Here is a 20,825-nt window from a genome sequence, read left to right as displayed (position 1 = left end):
TCAGACCTTCTCGATCTCGTGGCGGCCGAGCAGGCCGGAGGGCATGAACATCAGCACGATGGCCAGGATCGAATAGACCGCCGCGTCCTTATAGGCGACGGTGGCATAGCCGGACCAGAACGCCTCGATCAGCCCGATCAACAGCCCGCCCAGCACCGCGCCCGGCAGCGAGCCGATGCCGCCCAGCACCGCCGCGGTGAAGGCTTTGATGCCGGCATTGAAGCCGATATAGAAATCGATCACCCCGTAATAGAGCAGGAACATCACCCCGGCGAAGGCGGCCAGGGCCGAGCCGATGACGAAGGTGAGGCTGATCGTGCGGTTGGTGTTGACGCCCAAGAGGGCGGCCATTTTCGCATCCTGCTCAACCGCGCGCATCGCCCGGCCCAGCGGGTTTTGGTGACCAGATAGGTGAAGGCCGCCAGCAGCACGAGGGTGACGATGATGATGGCGAGCTGCATCCAGGTCAGCTGCACAACGAAATCGCCCTGCTTCAGCAGCACGATGCCGCCGGGCAGCAGGTTGGGAATCGCCCGCTCCAGCGCACCTTGGCTCACCTGCACGTAATTTTCCAGCACGATCGACATCCCGATGGCCGAGATCAGCGGCGCCAGGCGAAAGGAGCCGCGCAGCGGCCGGTAGGCCACGCGCTCGATGGAGAAGCCGTACACAGCGCAGATGAAGGCTGAAATGACGAAGGCCGCGGCGAGGGCCACGGGCAGGGAGGTGACGGTGGACAAGGCTGTCAAGATGATGATGCCGACGAAGGCGCCGATCATAAAAACATCACCATGCGCGAAATTGATCATGCCGATGATGCCGTAGACCATTGTATAGCCAATGGCGATCAGGCCATAGATCATGCCTAGCGTCAGGCCGTTGATCAGTTGCTGCAGTGCATAGGCCATGTGCACGTGTTCCTTAAAAAAGCCGTAATCATGCGCCTATTGGATATGACCAATGCGTTAAGGTCAATGCCCGGGGCATTTTGGGCGGGCTGGACCCGATCGACAAAAACTTTCCCCCGGGGCTTTTCAAGCTCAAAATCAGCCGTTATAGAGCCGCCCACCGCAGCGCCTCACGGTGCCGCACAGGTTGGGTGCATAGCTCAGTTGGTAGAGCAGCTGACTCTTAATCAGTAGGTCCAAGGTTCGAATCCTTGTGCACCCACCAACCTTCCAAATTTTTCTAGACATACCGCCAAGCGCTGGAATGATTACCGGGGCTTAAGCTTTTCCTGCGAAACTTCGCGTCTGTTCGTCAGTCCCGTTGCGGGGGCTGGTATTTCAGTGGCGGCGGTGAAGGGAAGGCTCAAGTGTCAGCGGATACCGGGCTTTATCAGGCTCAACACGCAATTTGCCCGTACGCGTCCCCTTCCATGGGTGGACGTGGAGAGGGCGGGGAATGTGCTGCCGCCTTGCCCGGCCAGGACGGGATGCTGGCCGAAATGGCGCAGGCGATCCGCCGCAACGAGTTGATCATGCATTATCAACCGAAAATCCGGCTGGATACGCGCGAAGTGGTTGGTTTCGAGGCGCTGGTGCGCTGGCAGCATGGGCGCAAAGGGCTGATTGGCCCGTATCATTTCGTGCCGGCGGTTGAAAGCTCGCCGCTGCTCGCCGCCTTTACCGACAAGACGATCGAGCTGGCGCTGGGGCAATGCGCTTTATGGCAGGCGCGCGGCCATTTCCTCAAAATCGCGATCAATATCTCCGCGCGGATGCTGGAGGATGACGAGTTCGTGCCCCGGCTGCTGCGTCAGCTGGCGTTTTACGAGGTGCCGGCCGCGCGCATTTCGCTGGAGCTGACCGAGACTGCGCTGCTGGTCAATCTCGCCAAGGGGCAGGCCATGGTCCATCAGCTGCGCGACCATGGGGTGAGCCTCTCGATCGATGATTTCGGCGCGGGATATACCTCTTTTACTTATCTGCGTGAATTCATGGTGCCGGAAATCAAGCTGGATTGCGCGTTCGTGACAGATCTGGAGGTGAATCGCTTCAACGCCTCGCTGGTGCGCAGCCTGGCGATGTTCTGCGAGGCGCTGGGGCGGATTTCGTCGCCGAGGGCGTTGAGCGCCGGGATGATTGGCCGACCCTGCTCGGGCTCGGCTGCCGAATCGCCCAGGGCTATTCCATCGCCCGGCCGATGGCGGGGAGGATGTGCTGCCGTGGCTGCGCGAATGGGCGAAGCCGGCGCTGGCGCTGCCGGCCTGAGGTTCAGCCGGCAGGAAAGTTTATAAAGGTTTTGGGTGGGTTATCGGCGTTGCCAGAACCCCAGACGTTTTTGCCGCTTTTTTTGGAAAAAAGCGGCACCAAAAAACTTTTGAGAATTCAGGTTAGGGGGCCGGCGACGCCAAGACGTGGCATTTCCATCGCCGGGCAGCGATTCATCACCACATTCAGCCCGGCGGCCCGCGCCTCCTCGGCGGCTTTCTGGTTGATCACGCCCAATTGCATCCATACCGTCTTGGCGTGCAGGCCAATCGCCTCGCGCACCGGCGCCAGCGCTTCCGAGGGGCGGCGGAACACGTCCAGCATGTCGAACGGCGCGGCTTCCGCCAGCGTGGCCACCACTTTGCGGCCATGGATCTCCGCCCCCGCCAGCGCCGGGTTCACCGGCACCACGTCATAGCCATGGTTGAGCAGAAAGCGCATCACCCCATAAGAAGGCCGGTCCGGCTTGGCGGAGGCGCCGACCAGGGCGATGCGCCTGGTGCCGGTGAGGATGCGGGTGAGGTCCTGGTCATTCGTCTCGTCGGTCATGTCTCTTTTCCAAAACCGGGCCATTGGCTAAGCCATTGGCCATGATCAAAGGTCTTTCCACCTGCGTGCTGCTCAGCCTGCTCACCATTCTGCTCTGGCGGGGGCCGAATCAGCCTCAGGCTGGAGATGTGACCATGCCGGCCGGCAAGTTCAACTCCTTGTCCTATGCCCCTACCAGTCCTGGCAGACGCCGATGGACAAGGATTTTCCCACCCCTGCGGAAATTTCACGCGACCTCAACCTGATCAAAGGCCAGGCGGATGGCATCCGGACCTATTCGGCCATCGAGGGCACGCCGGCGGAGACGCTGGCGCGGATCAAGGCCGGGACCGATATTGCCGGGCTGGCGAAGAAGGCCGGCTTGAAAATGTGGCTGGGCATCTGGCTCAGCGCCAACCCGGCCGATAACGCCAAGGAAATGGCCATCGGCATCGCCGAGGCGAAGGCCTATCCGGATACCGTCACCCGGGTGATTGTCGGCAATGAGGTGCTGCTGCGCCGGGATCTCTCGGTGGATGATCTGATCAAGGATATCGACAGCGTCCGCGCCCAGGTGAAGCAGCCGGTGGCCTATGCGGATGTCACGGATTTCTGGGAGCAATTCCCGCAAGTGGCGCCGCATGTGGATATCGTGATGATCCATTTCCTCCCCTATTGGGAAAATACCCCGCTTTCGGTGGATGACGCGCTGGCGGAGATCGACTCCACCACGGCGCATTTCAAGCGGCTGTTCCCGGGCAAGCAGATTTCCATCGGCGAGACCGGCTGGCCCTCGCGCGGGCGCTGGCGCGGGCCGGCCGCACCTTCGCGGGTGAATGAGGCAGTGTTTCTGCGCCGCTTCGTCGGGCTCGCGGCCAAGGAGGGGGTGGATTACAACCTGATCGAGGCGTTCGACCAGAACTGGAAATATGAGGATGAGGGCGTGGCCGGGGCCAATTGGGGCATCTGGAACGCCGACCGGGTGCAGAAATTCCCGCTGAATGGCCCGGTGGTCGAGCATCCCTCCTGGCCCTGGTATGCGGCGCTGGCAGCACTTTCGGGCTGCCTGCTGTTCGCCGCGGTCGGGTTTCGCAATCTGCGGCTGGCGGTGCCGGCCTTTGCGTTGGGGAACGGCTTTGCCATTGCCTGCATGGGCACGCTGCCGATGCTCTATGATAACTGGCTGCGGCTGGATGCGCTGGTGAATTTGCCGCTGCAGGCGCTGCTGGCGGTGCTGGCGTTGCGCCGGGCGGATGCGATTCTGGCGCGCCGCCCGGTGGCTCCGGCGCGCAGCGGGGCGCAGGCGCTGGCGGGCTGGCGGCACCTGCGTCCGGGGCTGGATTATGGCGGGCTCTGGTTCTTGTTCCTGGCCTCGGCGGCGGTTTTTGAGGCGCTGCTGGTGTTCGATGGGCGCTATCGGGATGCGCCGATGGCGGTGTTCATCGTGCCGGCGATGGCCTCGGTGCTGCGGCTCTGGACCAAGGACCGGCCGGCGTTGGGCTGGGAGGAATGCCTGGCTGGTGGCGCGCTGGCGGTGCTGGGGGTGGTGGATGTGGCGATCGAGGGGCTGGCCAATCTGGATTTCGTGATGTGGAATGTCGCGGCGTTGGTGCTGGCGGCCCCGGTGCTGCTCGCCTACGCGCAGCGCAAAAAATAAAAGTTTTTGGGGTGTGGCCCTTTTTTCAAAAAGGGCCACGAAACGTCTGGGATGTTGGCACCGCTGCTGCCACCACCCCAAACGCTTTTCGCCGCTTTTTGAAAAAAGCGGCACCAAAAACTTCTATAAATCATAAGGCGGGGATTTTTCGAACGCTGGCAGCCCCGCATCCAATCCCTGCCAGGACACGCGCTCGCACACCCAGCCCTGCGTGGTCGGGCGGATTGCCTCCGGCTCGTCCAGCGAGCCCAGCGTCACCCCTACCGAGCGCCCCTCCGGGTCCGTCATGTAAAGCGGTGTGCCGCAATCGCCGCAGAACCAACGCGTCGCCGCCTTGGAAAACGCAAAGCCGCGCGCCGTGCCCTTGGTTACCGCAAAGCGGGCAGGGGGCACCTGCACCCAGGGCAGCCCCGCCGCGCCGGAGGCTTTCCGGCATTCCCGGCAGAAACATATATCCGCCACATCGCCGGGCAGATGCTCCAGCCGATAGGCCACAGCCCCGCACAGACAGCCGCCGGTGAGGAGCGCCATCAGAAGGTCGGCGGCGAGTTGGCGCTGATCAGCACGCAAGGCTCCTCGCCCTGGTTGCGGAAGCGGTGCGGAATATCGGAGCGGAAATAATAGGCGTCGCCCGGATTGAGTACGCGCTCCTGCACCCCCACCGTCACCGTCAGGCTGCCCGAGACGATGATTCCGCATTCCTCGCCCTCATGGCGCAGCATCGTATCGCCAGTATCGGCCCCCGGCTGGTAGGTTTCGCGCAGCATGCCCAGCGCCCGGCCCTTGGCCTTGCGCCCGACCAGCCGCATCGACATTTCCGGCTGGTAGGCGATCTCGGTCAGCTCCGCGGCGGTGAAGAACACCTCGTCCGAAGGCGAGAAATCCAATGTGAAGAAATCCGCCAGGGTCAGCGGAATGCCATCGAGAATTTTCTTCAGCGAGGAAATCGAGGGGCTGACCCGGTTCTGTTCGATCAGCGAAATCGCCCCGTTGGTCACCCCGGCGCGGCGCGCAAGTTCGCGCTGGGTCAGCCCGAAAATCTGCCGGACCAGCTTCAAGCGCGTGCCGATATCGTCCGTACTGGTTTCGGCCGGGAGGGGCACTGACATAAAACTTCGATCCTTGCGTTTAGTATTTTCAACAATTTACCTATAAACCTCGGCCTGTTGCAACAAAAAGCCGTCCGTTCGGCGAAAAGTCCTACCGAATATTCTTGACGCCTCTCAGGCAGTTAAGCGAGAGTGCGGCATTAACAAAACTTGAGGGTTTGCGTGCTGTGGACCAGAAAGCCGTATAAGAATAATCAAATTTCAGGCTGTTGGCGGAGGAAAGGCTGATGTCCTCCACGTTAGCCATCGCAGGTACCGAAGCCCAGACGGGGGCGCGCGGTGCAATCTCGCTGAGCGGGATTACGCGCATTTTCGCCGGCACGATTCCGGCTGTCGATCATATCGACCTTGAGATCAAGGCCGGCGAATTCTTCACCCTTCTCGGCCCCTCGGGTTGCGGCAAGACCACGCTCTTGCGGATGATCGCGGGTTTCGAGACGCCCGATGAGGGGCGGATTTTGATTTCCGGGCGGGAGATGCAGTCCGTGCCGGCGCATGAACGCCCGGTGAATACGGTGTTCCAGTCCTACGCGCTGTTTCCGCATCTCGATGTCGAGCAGAATATCGGCTTTGGCCTGCGCATGCGCGGGGTGAAATCGGCCGAGCGCAAGCAGCGCGTCGATGCGATCATGGAGATGATGCAGATCGGCGCTTTCGCCAAGCGCAAGGCCGCACAGCTCTCTGGCGGCCAACGCCAGCGTGTGGCGTTGGCGCGCGCGCTGGTGAATGAACCGGAAGTGGTGCTGCTGGACGAGCCGCTTTCCGCTTTGGATGCGAAGCTGCGCGCGGAATTGCAGATCGAGCTGCTGCGCATGCAGAAACGCCTTGGCATGACCTTCATCTTTGTCACCCATGACCAGCACGAGGCGCTGGTGATGTCCGACCGGATGGCGGTGATGAGCAAGGGCAGGATCCAGCAGATCGGCCCGGTGCTGGATGTGTATGAGCGGCCGCGCAATGTCTTTGTCGCGGAGTTTCTGGGGCTCTCCAATATCTGGCAGATCACCCCGATCAGCGACCATGAGGCGGAAACGCCTTTGGGGCGGCTCACCATTTCCGAAATGTTGCCGGCGGCGCGCATGGCGATGATCCGGCCGGAAAAGATCTGGCTCTATAGCGAGGACGCCGCGCCTTATGGCCGGCCCAACCAGTTTTTCGGCATCATCCGCGAAGCGATCTATATGGGGCGGCGACGCAATATCGCGTCGAGGTCGGTGAGAACAAATTCGTGCTCGCTTACGACACCAACAACCAGGCGGCCGAGCGCAGCTGGCGGCCGGGGAGAAGATCGTCGTTGAGCTGAAGCCGGAGAACATCATGTTGATCGAGCCATGAGCGGCGCTGTCACCGAAGTGGCGCTGGAGCAGGCGCGCCAGCGAAGGCGTCTGTGGATGACATCCGGCCCAGGATTATTCTGGATCGTTCTGTTTCTGTTGATCCCGAGCCTGGTGCTGCTGGGCATCGCCTTCATGAGCGCCGATGATTACGGCGCGCCGATCCTGCCGCTGTCGCTGCAGCCGTTCCAGCAGGTGGCGGGGTTTTCGCTGCTGGGTTGGGATGCGGGCAATATCTCCATCCTGCTGCGTTCGCTGCAGCAGGCGGGCATCGCCACGCTGGTCTCGGCGGTGTTGTCCTACCCGCTGGTGTTCTTCATCCTGTCACGTCCTGAACCCATCAGGCCGCTGCTGCTTTTGTTCATCGTGCTGCCGAGCTGGACCAACCAGGTGGTGCGCACCTATGCCTGGCTGGAACTGTTGGGGCCGAACGCGCCGCTGACCTGGGTGGCGCATCATCTGCATCTGGTAGCACCTGATCTGGGCATCGCCCCGGGCAGTTTCGCGGTGACCACCGGGCTTGCCTATAATTACCTGCCCTACATGATCGTGCCGCTCTACGCCTCGGCGGAGAAGCTGGACTGGACGCTGGTGGAAGCCGGGCGGGATCTTTACGCCTCCGGGGCCAAGCTGTTTTTCCATACCGTATTTCCCCAGACTCTGCCGGGGCTTTTGTCGGGTGTCATCTTCGTGGCCATCCCCGCTTTCGGCGATTACGTGGTGCCGCAACTGCTGGGTGGCGACAAGGCGTTGATGATCGGCTCGCTGATCGCCAACCAATTCACTGAAACGCCGGACTGGCCCTATGGTGCGGCGCTGACCTTGATCATGCTCGTCGTCACCGGGCTTGGGCTTGTCGCCTTCCGGGTGCTCAGCCGCAGGCTGGGCGGGGCCGAGGAGGCGTCGATATGATCCCGCGCAATGTCCGCCGCGCGCTGGCCGGCTTTTCCTGGCCGATCTATGTGCTGCTCTACACGCCCCTGGCGCTGGTGGCCTGGTATTCCTTCGCCCCGGCGCCGCATACGCAGGGGCTTTCGGTCTATGCCTACGGGGTGATGCTGCACGACCATAGCGTCTTCGCCGCCCTGCGCCGTTCGCTGATATTGGCGATCGGCTCGGCGATCATCTCCACCGTGCTGGGGGTGTTGCTGGGCTATGGGCTCTCGCGCTTCCGCACGCCCGGCGCGAAGGGCGTGCTGGCGAATATGCCCAGCCTGATCATCTACACGCCGATCATCATGCCGAGCCTGGTGTTTGGCATTTCCGAACTGATTTTCTTCAATTTCGTGCATCGCTTCACCGGCCTGCTGGGAGCAGGGCTGGGCACGATGATGATCGCGCATATCACCTTCCAGGTCCCCTACGTGACCCTGACCGTGTTCGCGCGCCTGGCCGGGCTGGACCAGAATCTGTTCGATGCCGCGCATGATCTCTATGCCAACGGGTTGAAGAGCTTCTGGCACCTGATCGTGCCGGTGGTGCAGCCGGCGATCATCGGCGGTTTCCTGCTTGGCATCACCTTGTCGATCGATGATTTCACCATCAGCTTCTTCACCGCCGGCCCCGGCAGCGTGACCTTGCCAATCTATATTTACGGCGCCATCGCCCGCAAGGGTGTTACACCCGAGATCAACGCCATCGGCACGTTGATGATCGGTGCCGTCATTCTTCTCGCCGTGCTTCATTTCATCATCACCAGGCACCGCGCCCGCGGCGCCGAACTCGCAGCAAAAGGAACCATCTGATGAAACGCCTCTCCCTCCTCGCCGCCGGCGCGTTGGCGCTGGGGCTGGTCGCGCCGCAAATGGCGAAGGCCGACCAGCCGACTTTGAATCTGTTCATCTGGTCCGATTATATTTCGGAATCGATCATCGACGGGTTCGAGCTGCAATGTAACTGCAAAGTCGTCGAGACGGATTACGAGAGCAACGCCGAGATGGAGGCGAAGCTGCGCGCCGGCGGTGATTCGCAATATGACGTGGTGGTGCCGTCCTCCTACTACGTGCCGGAAATGGTCGATGAGGGCTTGCTGCAGCCGGTCGATCATGCGGCGCTGACCAATTTCAAGAACCTCGCCGCCCGCTTCCAGAACCCGACCTACGACCCGGGCGACAAATATTCCATCCCCTACCAGTGGGGACCACCGGCATTGTCTATGACCCGTCCAAGATCAAGGATCCTGGCGATGGCTGGGGATTCTCTTCGACCCCAAGGTGAACCCGAACTATCCGTTCGTGATTCCGAAAGGCGAGGGACGTGACCAGATCGGTGCCGCCTGCGCCTATCTCGGCTATGGCTTCAACTGCTCTGATCCGAAACAATGGATCGAGGCGGCGAAGCTGATCAAGGCGACCAAGGCGCGGCCGAATTTCGCCGGCTTCGTCGATGAAACCCCGGCGCGCGACCAGATGAAGCACGGGCTCATCGCCGCCTCCATGGCCTATAATGGCGACATCGCGGGCTGCAAGGCCGATGGCACCTGCCTGAAGCTGAAATTCTACCTGCCCAAGCAGGGCTCCGAAATCTGGGTGGATACCATGGCCATTCCCGCCCATGCCCCGCATCCTGATCTCGCCAACGAGTTCATCAACTACATACTGGATGCCAGCGTCGGCGCCTCGCTCTCCAACTTCAACCAATATGCCAGCCCGAATGCGGCAGCGCAGCCGCAGCTCTCTGGTATCATGAGCTCTGAGCTGATCACGCCCACCGCTGAACAGATGAAGAATCTGCAGTTCCTGGCTCCGCTCACCGGCGCCAAGTACAAGCTGTTCAACCAGATCTGGACCAGCGTCCTGCAATAACCCGCGCGCGCGGCATCTTCTTGTTAGGTGCCGCGCCTTTTCATGAGGATAACATGAGTGAACAGATCAATCTGAAAGACTGGTTCGAGGAACATCGGATCACCGAAGTCGAGTGCCTGGTGCCCGACATTACCGGCATTCCCCGCGGCAAGATCATGCCGGCGGAGAAATTCATCAAAGGTGGCGCGCCGCGTCTGCCGGAGGCGATTTTCATCCAGTCCGTCACCGGCGAATATCCGGATGACCCGACCGACAAGCTGACCGATCCCGCGATCATCGACATCAAGCTGGTGCCGGATACCTCCACGGTGCGTCTGGTGCCCTGGGCGCATGAGCCGACCGCGCAGATCATCCATGATTGCCAATACGCGAACGGCACGCCGGTGCCGATCGCGCCTCGGCAAGTCCTGCAGCGTGTGCTCAAGCTTTACGAAGAGCGCGGCTGGCAGCCGGTGCTGGCGCCGGAGCTGGAATTTTATCTGGTCGGGCGCAATACCGATCCTGATTACCCGCTGGTGCCACCGGTTGGCCGCTCCGGCCGCCAGGAGAGCGGACGGCAAGCCTACTCGATCGACGCGGTGAACGAGTTCGATCCGCTGTTCGAGGAAATGTATGATTTCTGCGACCTGCAGGAGATGGATCTCGACACGCTGATCCATGAGGAAGGGGCGGCGCAGGTGGAGATCAACCTGCTGCATGGCGACCCGCTGCACCGTGCAGACCAGGTGTTCCTGTTCAAGCGCACGGTGCGCGAGGTGGCGTTGCGGCATAATATCTACGCCACCTTCATGGCCAAGCCGATGAGCAATGAGCCGGGCAGTGCGATGCATGTGCATCAGAGCATCGTCGATCCGAAGACCGGCAAGAACCTCTTCGCTGGTGCCGACGGTAAGGCCAGCCCCTTGTTCAAGAGCTATCTCGCCGGCCTGCAGAAATATATTCCCGCGACCATGCCGATTTTCGCGCCGAATGTGAATTCCTATCGCCGGCTCACGCGTTTTTCCAACGCGCCGATCAATCTGCAATGGGGCTATGACAATCGCACCTGTGGCTTGCGCGTGCCCTTTGGCGATGCGGCGGCGATGCGCGTGGAAAACCGGGTGCCGGGGGCGGATGCGAATCCATATCTGGCTTTCGCGGCGACGCTGGCCTGCGGCTATCTCGGCATGGTGCAGGAATTGCAGGGCACGCCTGAGCAGATCGGCTCCGCCTACGCGGGTGAGTACACGCTGCCGCGCGAGTTGTCCCATGCGCTGGATCTGATGGACCGCTCGGCGGAAATCCGCGAGGTGTTGGGCGACCAGATTGTCGATGTACTGGTGGCGGTGAAGCGGCTGGAATACGAGACCTATCTGCGGGTGATCTCGTCCTGGGAGCGTGAGCATCTGTTGCTGAACGTCTAAAAGTTTTTTGGTGCCGCTTTTTTACAAAAAAGCAGCGAAAACGTTGGGGCGGTGGCGACGACGGTGCCACTACCCCGAACGTCTGTGGGGACTTTTTGAAAAAAATCCCCACATCCCCAAAAACTTCTAAAACTTTAGGCCCTCGGATGGATAACAATTATTACCATGCCACGCGGCGTGTGGATTTTGCCGCGCCGGCGTTGGATCAGGATATCGAGACGGATGTCGCCATTATCGGCGGCGGCATCTCGGGCGTTTCCGCAGCGCTGCATCTGGCCGAGCGCGGCTTTCGGCCGGTGCTGCTGGAAGCCAAACAGATCGGCTGGGGCGCGTCCGGGCGCAATGGTGGCCAGGTGCTGCCGGGCTTTGGTGCCGGGCAGCATAAAATCACCCAGCTCGTCGGCGCCCAGGAGGCGCGCAAGCTGTGGGACATGTCGGTGGAGGCGGTGGATCTGCTTTATGCCCGCATCGCCCAGCATGATATCCCCTGCGATCCGCGCCACGGCTATCTGCATGCCGCCCTGAAGCCCCGCCATGTGCGGGAGCTGCGCGAGGAGCAGGAGGCGCTGGCGAAACTCGGTGCGCCCGTCGGGGCGCTGCTGGAAGGGGCGGCATTGCGCGCCCGTCTCGCCAGCCCGCGCTATATTGCGGCGCTGGAGGATAAGCTCGCCGGGCATGTGCATCCGCTGAACTACACGCTGGGCCTGGCCAACGCGGCGCAGGCGGCCGGGGCGCGGATGTTTGCGGGCAGCCCGGTTGCGCGCATCGAGGAGGGCGATATTGTCACCTTGCATGTCGGCCCCGCCGGGTGCGGGCGAAGCATCTCATCATCGCCGGCGGGGCCTATCTGGAGGGGCTGGAAAAGCGCCTGCGCGGCTATGTCATGCCGGTCGGCACCTATGTGATGGCGACCGAGCCGCGGGCCGATGTGCGCGCGCTCATTCCCGGCAACGAGGCAGTGGCGGATCTGAATTTCGTGCTGGATTATTATCGCCGCTCGGCGGATGACCGCATGCTCTTCGGCGGCCGCGTCTCTTATTCAAAGCGCCCGCCGCGTAATCTGGGGGCGGCGATGCTGGCGCGGGCGGTGAAGGTGTTCCCGCAGCTCAAAGATGCCAAGGTGGAGTTCGCCTGGGGCGGGTTCGTCGACATCACCCGCAACCGCGCCCCGCATTTCGGCCGGCTGGGGCGCAATATCCTGTTCCTGGAAGGCTTCTCCGGGCATGGGCTGGCCCTCACCGGCCTGGCCGGCAAGCTGGCGGCGGAGGCGGTGGCGGGGCAGGCGGAGCGGTTTGACGTCTTCGCCCGCATCCCGCATGCGCGTTTCCCCGGTGGCGAGGCGCTGCGCACCCCGGCTCTGGTGCTGGCCACGAGTTGGTTCCGCCTGCGCGATTTGCTTTGAGTTTGCCACTTGAGGCCTTAAGTGCAGTATAATCCGGTTACGGTTCTGTTCTTGAAGGCTTGAAAGCATGTCGGTTCGCAAATTCCTTCTTCCTGTCAGCAGCATGGAGTCCGCCGCGGCGGCGCTGCAGGCCGGGCTGCTGCTGGCCCGCATGTGGAATGCGCATCTGGAGGTGCTGCATATCCAGTCCGACACGCGTGAGATCGCCCCTTTCGCGGGGGAAGGGCTGTCGGGCGCGCTGATCGAGGACATGATGAGTGCGACCGAACGCGAGGGCGGGGTGCGTGTGCGCGGGCTGCAGGCGCTTTTCGCGGAGGCGACGGAAGCCGCCGTGGTGCCGATTGCCGCCGCGCATCGTGGCACCAATGAGCCGAGTGCCAGCTTCACCACCCTCACCGGGCGCGAGGAGCAGCTGGTGGCGCATAAAGCGCGTCTGGCGGACCTGACCATCGTGCCGCACCCGCTCTCCGGCGAGGATGTCTCCGCCGCCGAGGCGCTGCATGCGGTGCTGTTCGATTCCGGCCGCCCGGTGCTGCTGGCACCGGTGGCGCCGCCCGCCAGCATCGGCAAGCGCATCGCCATCGCCTGGAACGGCACCTCCTATGCGGCCTCGGCCCTCGCCTCCGCCATGCCCTTCGTGCGCCAGGCGGAAGCGGTGCGGATTCTGGTGTGCGAGGATTATACCCGCCCCGGCCCCAGCGCGCAGGAGGTGCGCGACTACATCTCGCATCACGGCGTCGAGGCCGACATCGCCATGTTCACGTCGGTGGAGCGCAATATCGGCGCCGGGCTGCTGGCGGCGGCGCGCGCCTTCAATGCGGATCTGCTGACCATGGGGGCCTATTCCACCTCCTCACGCCTGCGCCAGCTGATCCTGGGCGGGATTACCCGGCATGTGCTGGAAAACGCGCATCTCTCGGTGCTGATGAACCGCTGAAGCCGGGTTTTCCGGGCATTTCGCGGCAAATCTGGCGCTGATCTGAAACAATCTCCCCGCGGATTGAAACGAGCGCGCATGGGGGGTGAAGAAATGTAACCCCCGGGCTGTTACAATTGAGATCGCGCCCCCTAGTGGCATTTAAGTCACACATCGCCGTTCAGCGGCCCCATTGTCCAGTCAGACGCAGGAGATAGATCATGATCAAACAATACCGGACGCGTGCCACGGCTTCCGCTTTTGCCCTGCTGGGCGCCACGGCCCTGGCTGCTGTCAGCGTTGTGCCGGCGAGGGCCGCCGACCCGTCCATGGACGCGACCCAGGTGGTGCAGAAGAATTTCACCCCGGTGCCAGATTTCTCGCCCCTGGTGAAAGCGGTGATGCCGGCGGTGGTCTCCGTCGATGTGAAGCTGAAGCTGGACCAGGCCGCCGATGACAGCAGCTCCGGGCCCCAGGCGCAGAACGGCTTGCCGCCGGGCTTCCCGCAGATCCCTGGCTTTCCCCCGGCTTTCCTTTTGGCTTCAGTGGCCCGCAGCAGCAGCCGCAGGCGGTTGAGGCCAAGGGCTCGGGCTTCATCATCGATGCCAACGGCACCATCGTCACCAATAACCATGTGGTGAAGGGCGCGAAGACCGTGACGGTAACGCTCTCCAATGGCGATACCTACCCGGCGAAGATCCTCGGCACCGATCCCAAGACCGATCTGGCGGTGTTGAAGATCGACGCGAAGAAGCCGCTGCCCTATGTCGAGCTGGGCGATTCCAAGGATGTCGAGCCCGGCCAGTGGGTGATCGCGATGGGCAACCCGTTCGGGCTGGGCAATACGGTGACGACCGGTGTGGTCTCCGCCCTGGGCCGCGATATCGGCGATGGCCCGTATGACCGTTTCATCCAGACCGATGCGCCGATCAATGAAGGCAATTCCGGTGGGCCGCTCTTCAACCAGAAGGGCCAGGTGATCGGCATCAATACCGCCATCCTGTCGCCCTCCGGCGGCTCGGTCGGCATCGGCTTCTCCATCCCCTCCGATATGATCAAGCGCGTGGTCACCCAGCTGGTGGCGCATGGCAAGGTGACGCGCGGCTTCCTCGGCGTTTCCGCGCAGATGATCTCGCCGCAGATGGCGCAGGCGCTGAAGCTGCCGATGAGCAACCCGAACAAGGATGGCGCGCTGATCGCCGCCGTGGCGCCGAACAGCCCGGCCGCCAAGGCGGGGCTGAAGGCGGGCGACGTGATCACCGCCGTGAACGGCCAGGCCGTGACCAATCCGGGCGATCTGGCCGAGGACATCGCCAATATCGACCCGAGCGGCAAGGCCGACATCACCTATCTGCATGGTGGCAAGTCGCAGGATGTCAGCGTTGCGGTGGAAGAGATGCCGAGCAACCCGGATGCCAGCTTCGAGCACGGCAATGGCGGCAATGGCGGAAGCCAGCAGAATGCCTCGCCGGCGGCGCTGGGCGTGACCTTGGCGCCGCTGACGCCGGATCTGCGCAACCAGCTCAACCTGCCGGATGATGCCTCGGGCGCGGTGATCGTGAATGTGAAGCCGAACTCGCCGGCGGATCAGGCCGGGCTGCAGCAGGGCGATCTGCTGGTCGGCGTCGGCGCCACGGATGTGAACAGCCCGGATGAGGCGGTGAACGCGATCAAGGCCGCGCGCAAGGGCGGGGCGGATGCGGTGGCGCTGCGCATCGTCCGCCAGGGCCAGGCTCTGTTCGTCGGCATCGCCCTGGGCGACGGCAAAAACGGAAACTGACAAAAGTTTTTGAGGGTGCGGGGAACTTTTTCCAAAAAGTTCCCCGCACGGGCCGGTGCCAGGGCACCGGCCTTTTTTATTACCCCAGCAACCGCCCGATCACCCGCGCGGTATAGTCAACCACCGGAATGATCTTCCCGTAATTGATCCGCGTCGGCCCGATCACCCCGATCGCGCCCACGATCCGGTCCTGCGCGTTGCGCGCCGGGGCGACGATCATCGAGACGCCGGCGGAGCCAAACAGCCCCGATTCGGCGCCGATGAAAATCCGCACCCCGTCCGATTCCTCGGCCAGATCCAGCAGCTTCAGCAGCGTCTCCTCGGTTTCCAGCCGCTCGAACAGAGCCTGGATGGCGGATAGTTTTTCGAGCTGGTCGATATCCTCCAAAAGCCGCCCCTGGCCGCGCAGAATCAGCGAGCCGGAGCGCCCTTCCTGGCCCCAGGTGGCGAGCCCGGCTTCGATGACGGCGCTGGTCAGCTCGTCCAGCGCACTGCGGTCGGCGGTCAGCTCGGCGCGTACCCGGCCGCGCAGCTCGGTGAGGGTGAGGCCGGCGAGCTGGGCGTTGAGGAAATTGCTGGCCTGCTGCAGGGCCGAGGGCGGCAGGCCGGGCGGGGTTTCGATGATGCGGTTTTCCACCTGGCCATCGGCGGAGACCAGCACCACCAGCGCGCGCCCCGGCGAGAGCGGCACGAATTCGATATGTTTCACCGGCCCTTCGCCCTTCGGGGCCAGCACCAGCCCGGCGGCGGCGGACAGGCCGGAGAGCAAGGTGGAGGCCTGGGCCAGCGTATCCTGCATCGAGCGGCCGGAGCCGGCGAGGGCGAGGTTGATATTGGTCCGCTCCTCCTCCGAAAGCTCGCCGAATTGCAGCAGCCCGTCCACGAACAGCCGCAGGCCGCGATCCGTCGGCAGCCGGCCGGCGGAGGTGTGGGGGGAGAAGAGCAGTCCGGCATCGGTGAGGTCCGCCATCACGTTGCGGATGGTGGCGGGCGAAAGCTTGTGCGGAAGCAGGCGCGAAAGGGTGCGGCTGCCCACCGGCTCGCCGGTTTCGACATATTGTTCGACGATTTCGCGCAGCACGGCGGCGGAGCGGATGTCGAGCCCGGGCGGGAGCCGGGGCGGAGGGGATTTCTGTCTATGGTCCATCGGGCTAGGCTCGGATAATAGCACGGCGCAGCAGATGTAAGGAGTCAGATCATGCGGCCCTCCGGCAGAGAATTCAACGCCCTGCGCCAGGTCTCCATCGAGACCGGGTTTTCCCATCATGCCGAGGGCTCGGCGCTGATCCGCATGGGGCGCACCGAGGTGCTGTGCACCGCCAGCGTCGAGGGCCGGGTGCCGCCGTTCATGCGCGGCCAGGGCGAGGGCTGGGTGACGGCCGAATACGGCATGCTGCCGCGCGCCACCCATACGCGCGGCGAGCGCGAGGCGGCGCGGGGCAAGCAATCCGGCCGCACCCAGGAGATCCAGCGGCTGATCGGGCGCAGCTTGCGCGCCGTGATCGACCGCAAGGCGATGGGCGAGATCACCGTGACGCTGGATTGCGACGTGCTGAATGCCGATGGCGGCACGCGCTGTGCGGCGATCAGCGGCGCCTATGTGGCGATGGTGCTGGCTTTCCGGCAGTTGAAGGCGAAGAACGTGATCAAATCCATGCCGATGCTGGGGCAGGTGGCGGCGGTGTCCTGCGGGATTTATCAGGGCCATCCGGTCCTGGATCTGGATTATGCCGAGGATTCGGCGGCGGATGCGGATGCGAATTTCATCCTGACGGCCGCGGGCGGGATTGTGGAAATCCAGGCGACGGCGGAGAAATCCAGCTTTGACGAAGCGGCCTTCAACAAGCTGCTGGGCCTGGCCCGGCAGGGGACGGCGGAGTTGTTCAAGGCCCAGAAAGCGGCGTTGGGTTAAGGTATAAAAGTTTTTTGGTGCCGCTTTTTTTCAAAAAAGCGGCGAAAACGTCTGGGGCGGTGACAACGCCGTCGTCAACACCCCGAACGTTTGTGGGGACTTTTTGAAAAAAGTCCCACACCCCCAAAAACTTTTGCAAATTTGGGTGAGAAGGGCAGGGGCTATGAATATCGGGCTGATTGTGGCGGCGGGGCGGGGCTATCGCGTTGGCGGGCCGCTGCCGAAGCAATATCTGCCGCTTAAAGGGGCGCCGATTCTGCGCCACACCATCCAGGCCCTCACCCGCCATCCGGAAATCGACGCGGTGCAGGTGCTGATCCACCCGGACGACCAGGCTTTGTATGACGAGGCCACCGACGGGCTGGAGAAGTTGCTGGCGGTGCGCTTCGGCGGCAAGGAACGGCAGGATAGCGTGCGGCTGGGGCTGGAAGCGATCGCTGTGTTGAAGCCGGATAATGTGCTGATCCACGACGCGGTGCGCCCCTTCATCGCGCTGGAGACCATCTCGGCGGTGCTGGAGGTGCTCGGGCGCGGCGCCTCGGCCATCGTCGGCGTGCCGCTCGCCGATACGCTCAAGCGCGTGCAGGACGGGGTGGTTGCCGGCACGGTGAGCCGGGCCGGGCTCTGGCGCGCGCAAACCCCGCAGGGCTTTCGCTTCCAGGATATCTATAAGGCCCACCGCCACGCGGTGCAGACCGCGCCGGAGACGGATTTCACCGACGATGCGATGATCGCCGAGCATGCCGGGCTGCGGGTGGAGATGGTGCTCGGGGCGGAGGATAATTTCAAGATCACCACCGCCGCCGATCTGCTTCGGGCCGAGGCCATGCTGGCCGGCTGAAGGCACGGCTCAGTCGTAAATCCCGCCTTCCCGGCTGGGCCCGGCCTTGTCGAGCTTGGTCTTCATCACCCGCACCAGCTTGGCGATGGAGGCCATCGTGACCTTCCCGTTATCGATCGGCGAGATGACATCCATGCTGAATTCATTTCTGAATTTGGCCGGGATGACCAGCGCGGTGGCATGGCCTTCCGCCATGTTCATTTGCCGTTGATTAAGGACTCCGCGGCTCACGCCGCCGCCATCGCGCTGGAGATACTGGTCGTAATCGAGACCGCTGATTACCTTATTCGTGAGGGGCTTCTTTGACGTGCCCCTCAGCCAGTTCGTCAGCCCCTCCACCCCGCTCGTCGCCTTGACCAGCCCAAATTTGACGGTGTTGTTGCTGAGCTGTTGCATGCCGCCACGCACGCCGCTGAGCGTGGTGCTCTTATGCTTGCTGCTGTCACCGACCCGCATGGCCCAGACGAAGACCTGCCCGGAAATCGGCCTTTCGAAGAGCCTTCCGGTGCAGCTGGCGAGGCCGTCGATCAACGTGGTCATGGTCCTGGCGTAGAGCGCCAAGCCTTTGTCGCCGGTGAAATCGATCAGCATGGGGGAGTAGCGTTCCCTGTTCTCGACCAGGGGCGGGGAAACGCTCGCAAAGGTATCGATGATGTGGTGGGCTTTATTCTGATCCAGAAGATCGGCAACATTGAAAGGACATTGATAAACCCGCATGAAACGCTCCGACGAGGCCTTTTTGATGGTTTCGGCATTCTTTTATCGCAATATATAGCAATTCGAAATAATTTTAGCCAGGCTTGGTGCAAGGCGCGTTCTGGCGCGGGCTGGGGTTTGCGCCTAAATTCGAGTCGCTTTGCTGGAGGAGCGACATATGGCACCGAAAATCATCTATCTGGTTCCGGTTCTCAGCGCGCTGGCGCTGCCCGCCGCGGCGCAGACCGCGTCCGCGCAGACCAATCTGTCGCTGAGTGCCGAAGGCAGCGTCAAGGTCGAGCCGGATGAGGCGGTGGCGCAGTTCAATGTGCAGGCGGATGCGCCGAACGCCGCCGCCGCCCAGGCCAAGGTGAACCAGGCGATGAGCAAGGCGCTGGCCGCGGCAAAGGCCTTGCCGAATGTGGTGGCCACCACCGGCGGCTATAACAGCTACGCCAGCACCCGAACGGCCAAACCCGGCCGCAATTCACCGCGACGCAGAGCCTGACCCTGACCCAGCCGGATAAAGGCGGCGTGCCGGACAAGGCGTTTACCGATCTGCTCGGCCAGTTGCAGGCGGATGGGCTGCTGCTGAACGGGCTCAGCGGCGAACTCTCCGATGCCGGGCGGCAGAGCGCGCAGCGCGATGCGATCCGCGACGCGTTGGCGCATCTGCGCGCCGAGGCGGCGGATATTGCCGATACGCTGCATAAAAAGGTCGGCGCGCTGAAGCAGCTGAGCGTGAATGGCGCCTCCGCGCCGTTGCCGCCCGGTCCCAGGGTGATGATGATGAAGGCCGCCGCCGCGGCGCCGCAATTGGCGCCTGACAAGGTGACCATCAGCGCCAGCGTGTCGGCGCAGATCGAGCTGACCAGCACCGGGAATTAGAGCTTCGCGCTTCATGCGAGGCTAAGCCGCCCAGCCGGCGGTTTGCGCCTCGCGTGTTGCTTCGTCCTCGATATGCTCGGCCAGCCGGTCGGTCACCGGCTGCGGGGCGTTTTTGCCCTTCAGCATCAGCACGCAGAAATCCGGCAGTTTCGGCAGCCCGTCCTCGCCCGGGCGTAAGGCGCGGGTGCCTTCCGGCAGCCGGTTGGGAATGCCGCAGGTCACCGCTAACCCGGCCAGAACCGGCACCAGCGAGCCGATGGCGCTGCCCGAGACATAGGCGATGCGATAGGGCAGGTGGGCCTCATCCAGCCCGCGCAAGGCGGCGCGCCGCCAGCTGCAATCATGCTCGGCCAGCGCCAGAGGCAGCGGGTCCAGCTTGTGCGGGGCGAAGCGGGTGGAGGTGATCCAGGCCAGCGGGCCACGAATCAGCTCTTGTGCCGGCCAGTTGCGCGTCTCATGCCCTTCGGAAATCAGCGACAGATCCAGCTGCCCGGCCTTCAGCCGGCCCATCAGCTCGGTTGAGGGCAGGCAGACCACCTCCACCTCCACCGCCGGATGGGTCTGGGCGAAGCGACGCAGCGCGCCGGGGAGGAATTGCAGGGCGTAATCATCCGGGGTGCCCAGACGCACCTTGCCGCTGATCTCCGGCGCCTGGAAGGCGGACCAGATGGAATCATTGAGCACCAGCAGCTCGCGCGCGCGGGAGAGCAGATATTGCCCGTGCGGCGTCAGCTCGATGCCTTCGCCCCGGCCGCGCTTGAGCAGCGTCTTGCCCAGAATCTCCTCCAGCTTGCGCATCTGCATGGAAATCGCCGCCTGGGTGCGGCCCACGCGCGTACCCGCACGGGTGAAGTTATGCTCCTCCGCCACATAGATGAAGGCGCGCAACAAATCGGGGTCGAGACCGGCGGGGAGGGGCATAGGATAAGATTATGTGATTTTTATGATAAAAACAATTCGTTTTTCTTATTCAACCCGTGCGCCTAGATTTTCCGTCAGTGAAACAACACACGGAGTGAAGACCATGCTGAGCATTGCCGAGCGGGTGAAGGCGGCGGCATCGCCGCACCCGGTGACGCGGCCGAACGGGCTCTGGGCGCGGATCATGCGGATGCGCAATGTGATCGTGGGGCGGCGGGCGATCATGCGCATGGATGCGCGCATGCTTGGCGATATCGGCCTCTCCCACGCCGAAGCGTTGGAAGAGGTCAACCGCAAACCCTGGGACGACACGCCCCGCCCGCGCTAAAAAATCAAAAATTTTTGGGGGGTCTGGGGCGCTTTTTTCAAAAAGCCCCCAGAGTCTTTGCCAAAAAAAGAGCGGCCCGAGGCCGCTCTTTTT

Annotated in this window: 22 protein-coding genes, 1 tRNA gene and 2 pseudogenes; 18 read left to right on the top strand and 7 right to left on the bottom strand. The window is 63.0% G+C overall.

Translation table 11 applies throughout. From position 1 onward, the window contains the following. A pseudogene (locus GT370_RS07700) lies at nucleotides 1–830 on the bottom strand (ABC transporter permease subunit). A gap of 267 nt (nucleotides 831–1,097) precedes the next feature. Here GT370_RS07700 and GT370_RS07695 point away from each other — a divergent pair. Together GT370_RS07695 and GT370_RS07690 are read left to right on the top strand one after the other, a co-directional pair. Continuing rightward, nucleotides 1,098–1,173 (top strand) — tRNA-Lys (locus tag GT370_RS07695). A gap of 205 nt (nucleotides 1,174–1,378) precedes the next feature. After that, nucleotides 1,379–2,239 carry an EAL domain-containing protein gene (locus GT370_RS07690; protein WP_270184165.1) on the top strand — a complete coding sequence of 287 codons (861 nt, stop codon included), beginning with the start codon at nucleotides 1,379–1,381 and terminating at the stop codon, nucleotides 2,237–2,239. 91 nt (nucleotides 2,240–2,330) lie between these two features. On the opposite strand, the gene GT370_RS07685 is transcribed toward GT370_RS07690, so the two are convergent. After that, nucleotides 2,331–2,762, bottom strand: a complete 432-nt coding sequence (locus tag GT370_RS07685) for a CoA-binding protein (RefSeq protein WP_008492373.1) — start codon at nucleotides 2,760–2,762, stop codon at nucleotides 2,331–2,333. A 193-nt stretch (nucleotides 2,763–2,955) separates the two neighbouring features. Here GT370_RS07685 and GT370_RS07680 point away from each other — a divergent pair, with 193 nt between their 5' ends. Continuing rightward, nucleotides 2,956–4,398 (top strand): glycoside hydrolase family 17 protein, encoded by a 1,443-nt coding sequence (locus GT370_RS07680; RefSeq protein WP_270184164.1) that lies wholly within the window; start codon nucleotides 2,956–2,958, stop codon nucleotides 4,396–4,398. A gap of 123 nt (nucleotides 4,399–4,521) precedes the next feature. Here GT370_RS07680 and GT370_RS07675 read toward each other — a convergent pair whose 3' ends face one another. Continuing rightward, nucleotides 4,522–4,929 carry a GFA family protein gene (locus tag GT370_RS07675; protein WP_008492375.1) on the bottom strand — a complete coding sequence of 136 codons (408 nt, stop codon included), beginning with the start codon at nucleotides 4,927–4,929 and terminating at the stop codon, nucleotides 4,522–4,524. Continuing rightward, a complete protein-coding gene (locus tag GT370_RS07670) occupies nucleotides 4,929–5,507 on the bottom strand; it encodes a cupin domain-containing protein (protein WP_008492376.1) in 579 nt (192 codons plus the stop codon). Before GT370_RS07670 ends, GT370_RS07675 begins: the two co-directional genes overlap by 1 nt. A gap of 227 nt (nucleotides 5,508–5,734) precedes the next feature. Between GT370_RS07670 and GT370_RS07665 the strand changes: the two genes are divergently transcribed. The 11 genes from GT370_RS07665 to GT370_RS07615 all read left to right on the top strand — a co-directional run bounded on the left by GT370_RS07665 (nucleotide 5,735) and on the right by GT370_RS07615 (nucleotide 15,146). Beyond that, a complete protein-coding gene (locus tag GT370_RS07665) occupies nucleotides 5,735–6,805 on the top strand; it encodes an ABC transporter ATP-binding protein (protein ID WP_270184163.1) in 1,071 nt (356 codons plus the stop codon). Nucleotides 6,806–6,838: 33 nt separating this feature from the next. Further along, complete coding sequence (locus GT370_RS07660; RefSeq protein ID WP_008492378.1) at nucleotides 6,839–7,753, top strand: ABC transporter permease; 915 nt, start codon at nucleotides 6,839–6,841, stop codon at nucleotides 7,751–7,753. After that, the gene (locus tag GT370_RS07655; RefSeq protein ID WP_008492380.1) at nucleotides 7,750–8,586 is read left to right on the top strand and encodes an ABC transporter permease; all 837 of its coding nucleotides are present in this window, start codon (nucleotides 7,750–7,752) and stop codon (nucleotides 8,584–8,586) included. The genes GT370_RS07660 and GT370_RS07655 overlap by 4 nt, the downstream gene beginning before the upstream one ends. After that, the gene (locus GT370_RS07650) at nucleotides 8,586–9,101 is read left to right on the top strand and encodes an extracellular solute-binding protein (RefSeq protein WP_270184162.1); all 516 of its coding nucleotides are present in this window, start codon (nucleotides 8,586–8,588) and stop codon (nucleotides 9,099–9,101) included. Before GT370_RS07655 ends, GT370_RS07650 begins: the two co-directional genes overlap by 1 nt. Beyond that, nucleotides 9,055–9,645 carry an extracellular solute-binding protein gene (locus tag GT370_RS07645; protein WP_270184161.1) on the top strand — a complete coding sequence of 197 codons (591 nt, stop codon included), beginning with the start codon at nucleotides 9,055–9,057 and terminating at the stop codon, nucleotides 9,643–9,645. Before GT370_RS07650 ends, GT370_RS07645 begins: the two co-directional genes overlap by 47 nt. Before the next feature lie 53 nt (nucleotides 9,646–9,698). Beyond that, nucleotides 9,699–11,048: a glutamine synthetase family protein gene (locus GT370_RS07640; RefSeq protein ID WP_008492382.1), complete on the top strand. Its 1,350-nt coding sequence runs from the start codon at nucleotides 9,699–9,701 to the stop codon at nucleotides 11,046–11,048. A gap of 146 nt (nucleotides 11,049–11,194) precedes the next feature. Continuing rightward, entirely contained in the window at nucleotides 11,195–11,953 is a 759-nt protein-coding gene (locus GT370_RS07635; protein WP_270184160.1) for an NAD(P)/FAD-dependent oxidoreductase, read from the top strand. Continuing rightward, on the top strand, nucleotides 11,857–12,450 hold the full coding sequence (locus tag GT370_RS07630; RefSeq protein ID WP_270184159.1) for an NAD(P)/FAD-dependent oxidoreductase: 594 nt from the start codon (nucleotides 11,857–11,859) through the stop codon (nucleotides 12,448–12,450). Before GT370_RS07635 ends, GT370_RS07630 begins: the two co-directional genes overlap by 97 nt. Nucleotides 12,451–12,517: 67 nt before the next feature. Continuing rightward, nucleotides 12,518–13,387: a universal stress protein gene (locus GT370_RS07625; RefSeq protein ID WP_008492384.1), complete on the top strand. Its 870-nt coding sequence runs from the start codon at nucleotides 12,518–12,520 to the stop codon at nucleotides 13,385–13,387. A gap of 200 nt (nucleotides 13,388–13,587) precedes the next feature. Next, nucleotides 13,588–14,007 carry a hypothetical protein gene (locus tag GT370_RS07620; protein ID WP_270184158.1) on the top strand — a complete coding sequence of 140 codons (420 nt, stop codon included), beginning with the start codon at nucleotides 13,588–13,590 and terminating at the stop codon, nucleotides 14,005–14,007. After that, nucleotides 14,001–15,146 (top strand): trypsin-like peptidase domain-containing protein, encoded by a 1,146-nt coding sequence (locus GT370_RS07615; RefSeq protein ID WP_333490029.1) that lies wholly within the window; start codon nucleotides 14,001–14,003, stop codon nucleotides 15,144–15,146. The genes GT370_RS07620 and GT370_RS07615 overlap by 7 nt, the downstream gene beginning before the upstream one ends. Nucleotides 15,147–15,225: 79 nt before the next feature. Here the strand turns inward: GT370_RS07615 and hrcA are convergent, their stop codons facing one another. Next, complete coding sequence (gene hrcA / locus GT370_RS07610; protein ID WP_008492387.1) at nucleotides 15,226–16,293, bottom strand: heat-inducible transcriptional repressor HrcA; 1,068 nt, start codon at nucleotides 16,291–16,293, stop codon at nucleotides 15,226–15,228. Between the two features lie 51 nt (nucleotides 16,294–16,344). Between hrcA and rph the strand changes: the two genes are divergently transcribed. Together rph and ispD are read left to right on the top strand one after the other, a co-directional pair. After that, nucleotides 16,345–17,058 (top strand): ribonuclease PH, encoded by a 714-nt coding sequence (gene rph / locus GT370_RS07605; protein WP_008492388.1) that lies wholly within the window; start codon nucleotides 16,345–16,347, stop codon nucleotides 17,056–17,058. Between the two features lie 163 nt (nucleotides 17,059–17,221). Further along, on the top strand, nucleotides 17,222–17,899 hold the full coding sequence (gene ispD, locus GT370_RS07600; RefSeq protein ID WP_008492389.1) for a 2-C-methyl-D-erythritol 4-phosphate cytidylyltransferase: 678 nt from the start codon (nucleotides 17,222–17,224) through the stop codon (nucleotides 17,897–17,899). 9 nt (nucleotides 17,900–17,908) lie between these two features. Here the strand turns inward: ispD and GT370_RS07595 are convergent, their stop codons facing one another. After that, nucleotides 17,909–18,616 carry a hypothetical protein gene (locus GT370_RS07595; protein ID WP_008492390.1) on the bottom strand — a complete coding sequence of 236 codons (708 nt, stop codon included), beginning with the start codon at nucleotides 18,614–18,616 and terminating at the stop codon, nucleotides 17,909–17,911. A 157-nt stretch (nucleotides 18,617–18,773) separates the two neighbouring features. Here GT370_RS07595 and GT370_RS20775 point away from each other — a divergent pair. After that, nucleotides 18,774–19,483, top strand: a pseudogene (locus GT370_RS20775) (SIMPL domain-containing protein). Nucleotides 19,484–19,504: 21 nt separating this feature from the next. Here GT370_RS20775 and GT370_RS07580 read toward each other — a convergent pair. Beyond that, the gene (locus GT370_RS07580; protein ID WP_008492393.1) at nucleotides 19,505–20,404 is read right to left on the bottom strand and encodes a LysR substrate-binding domain-containing protein; all 900 of its coding nucleotides are present in this window, start codon (nucleotides 20,402–20,404) and stop codon (nucleotides 19,505–19,507) included. Between the two features lie 103 nt (nucleotides 20,405–20,507). Here GT370_RS07580 and GT370_RS07575 point away from each other — a divergent pair, with 103 nt between their 5' ends. Further along, nucleotides 20,508–20,732 (top strand): DUF1127 domain-containing protein, encoded by a 225-nt coding sequence (locus tag GT370_RS07575; RefSeq protein ID WP_039884660.1) that lies wholly within the window; start codon nucleotides 20,508–20,510, stop codon nucleotides 20,730–20,732. Nucleotides 20,733–20,825: the final 93 nt, after the last annotated feature.

Source organism: Acidocella sp. MX-AZ03 (genome assembly GCF_027626035.1).
Taxonomy (GTDB): Bacteria; Pseudomonadota; Alphaproteobacteria; order Acetobacterales; family Acetobacteraceae; genus Acidocella; species Acidocella facilis.
This window is presented reverse-complemented; position numbering and strand designations above follow the sequence as displayed.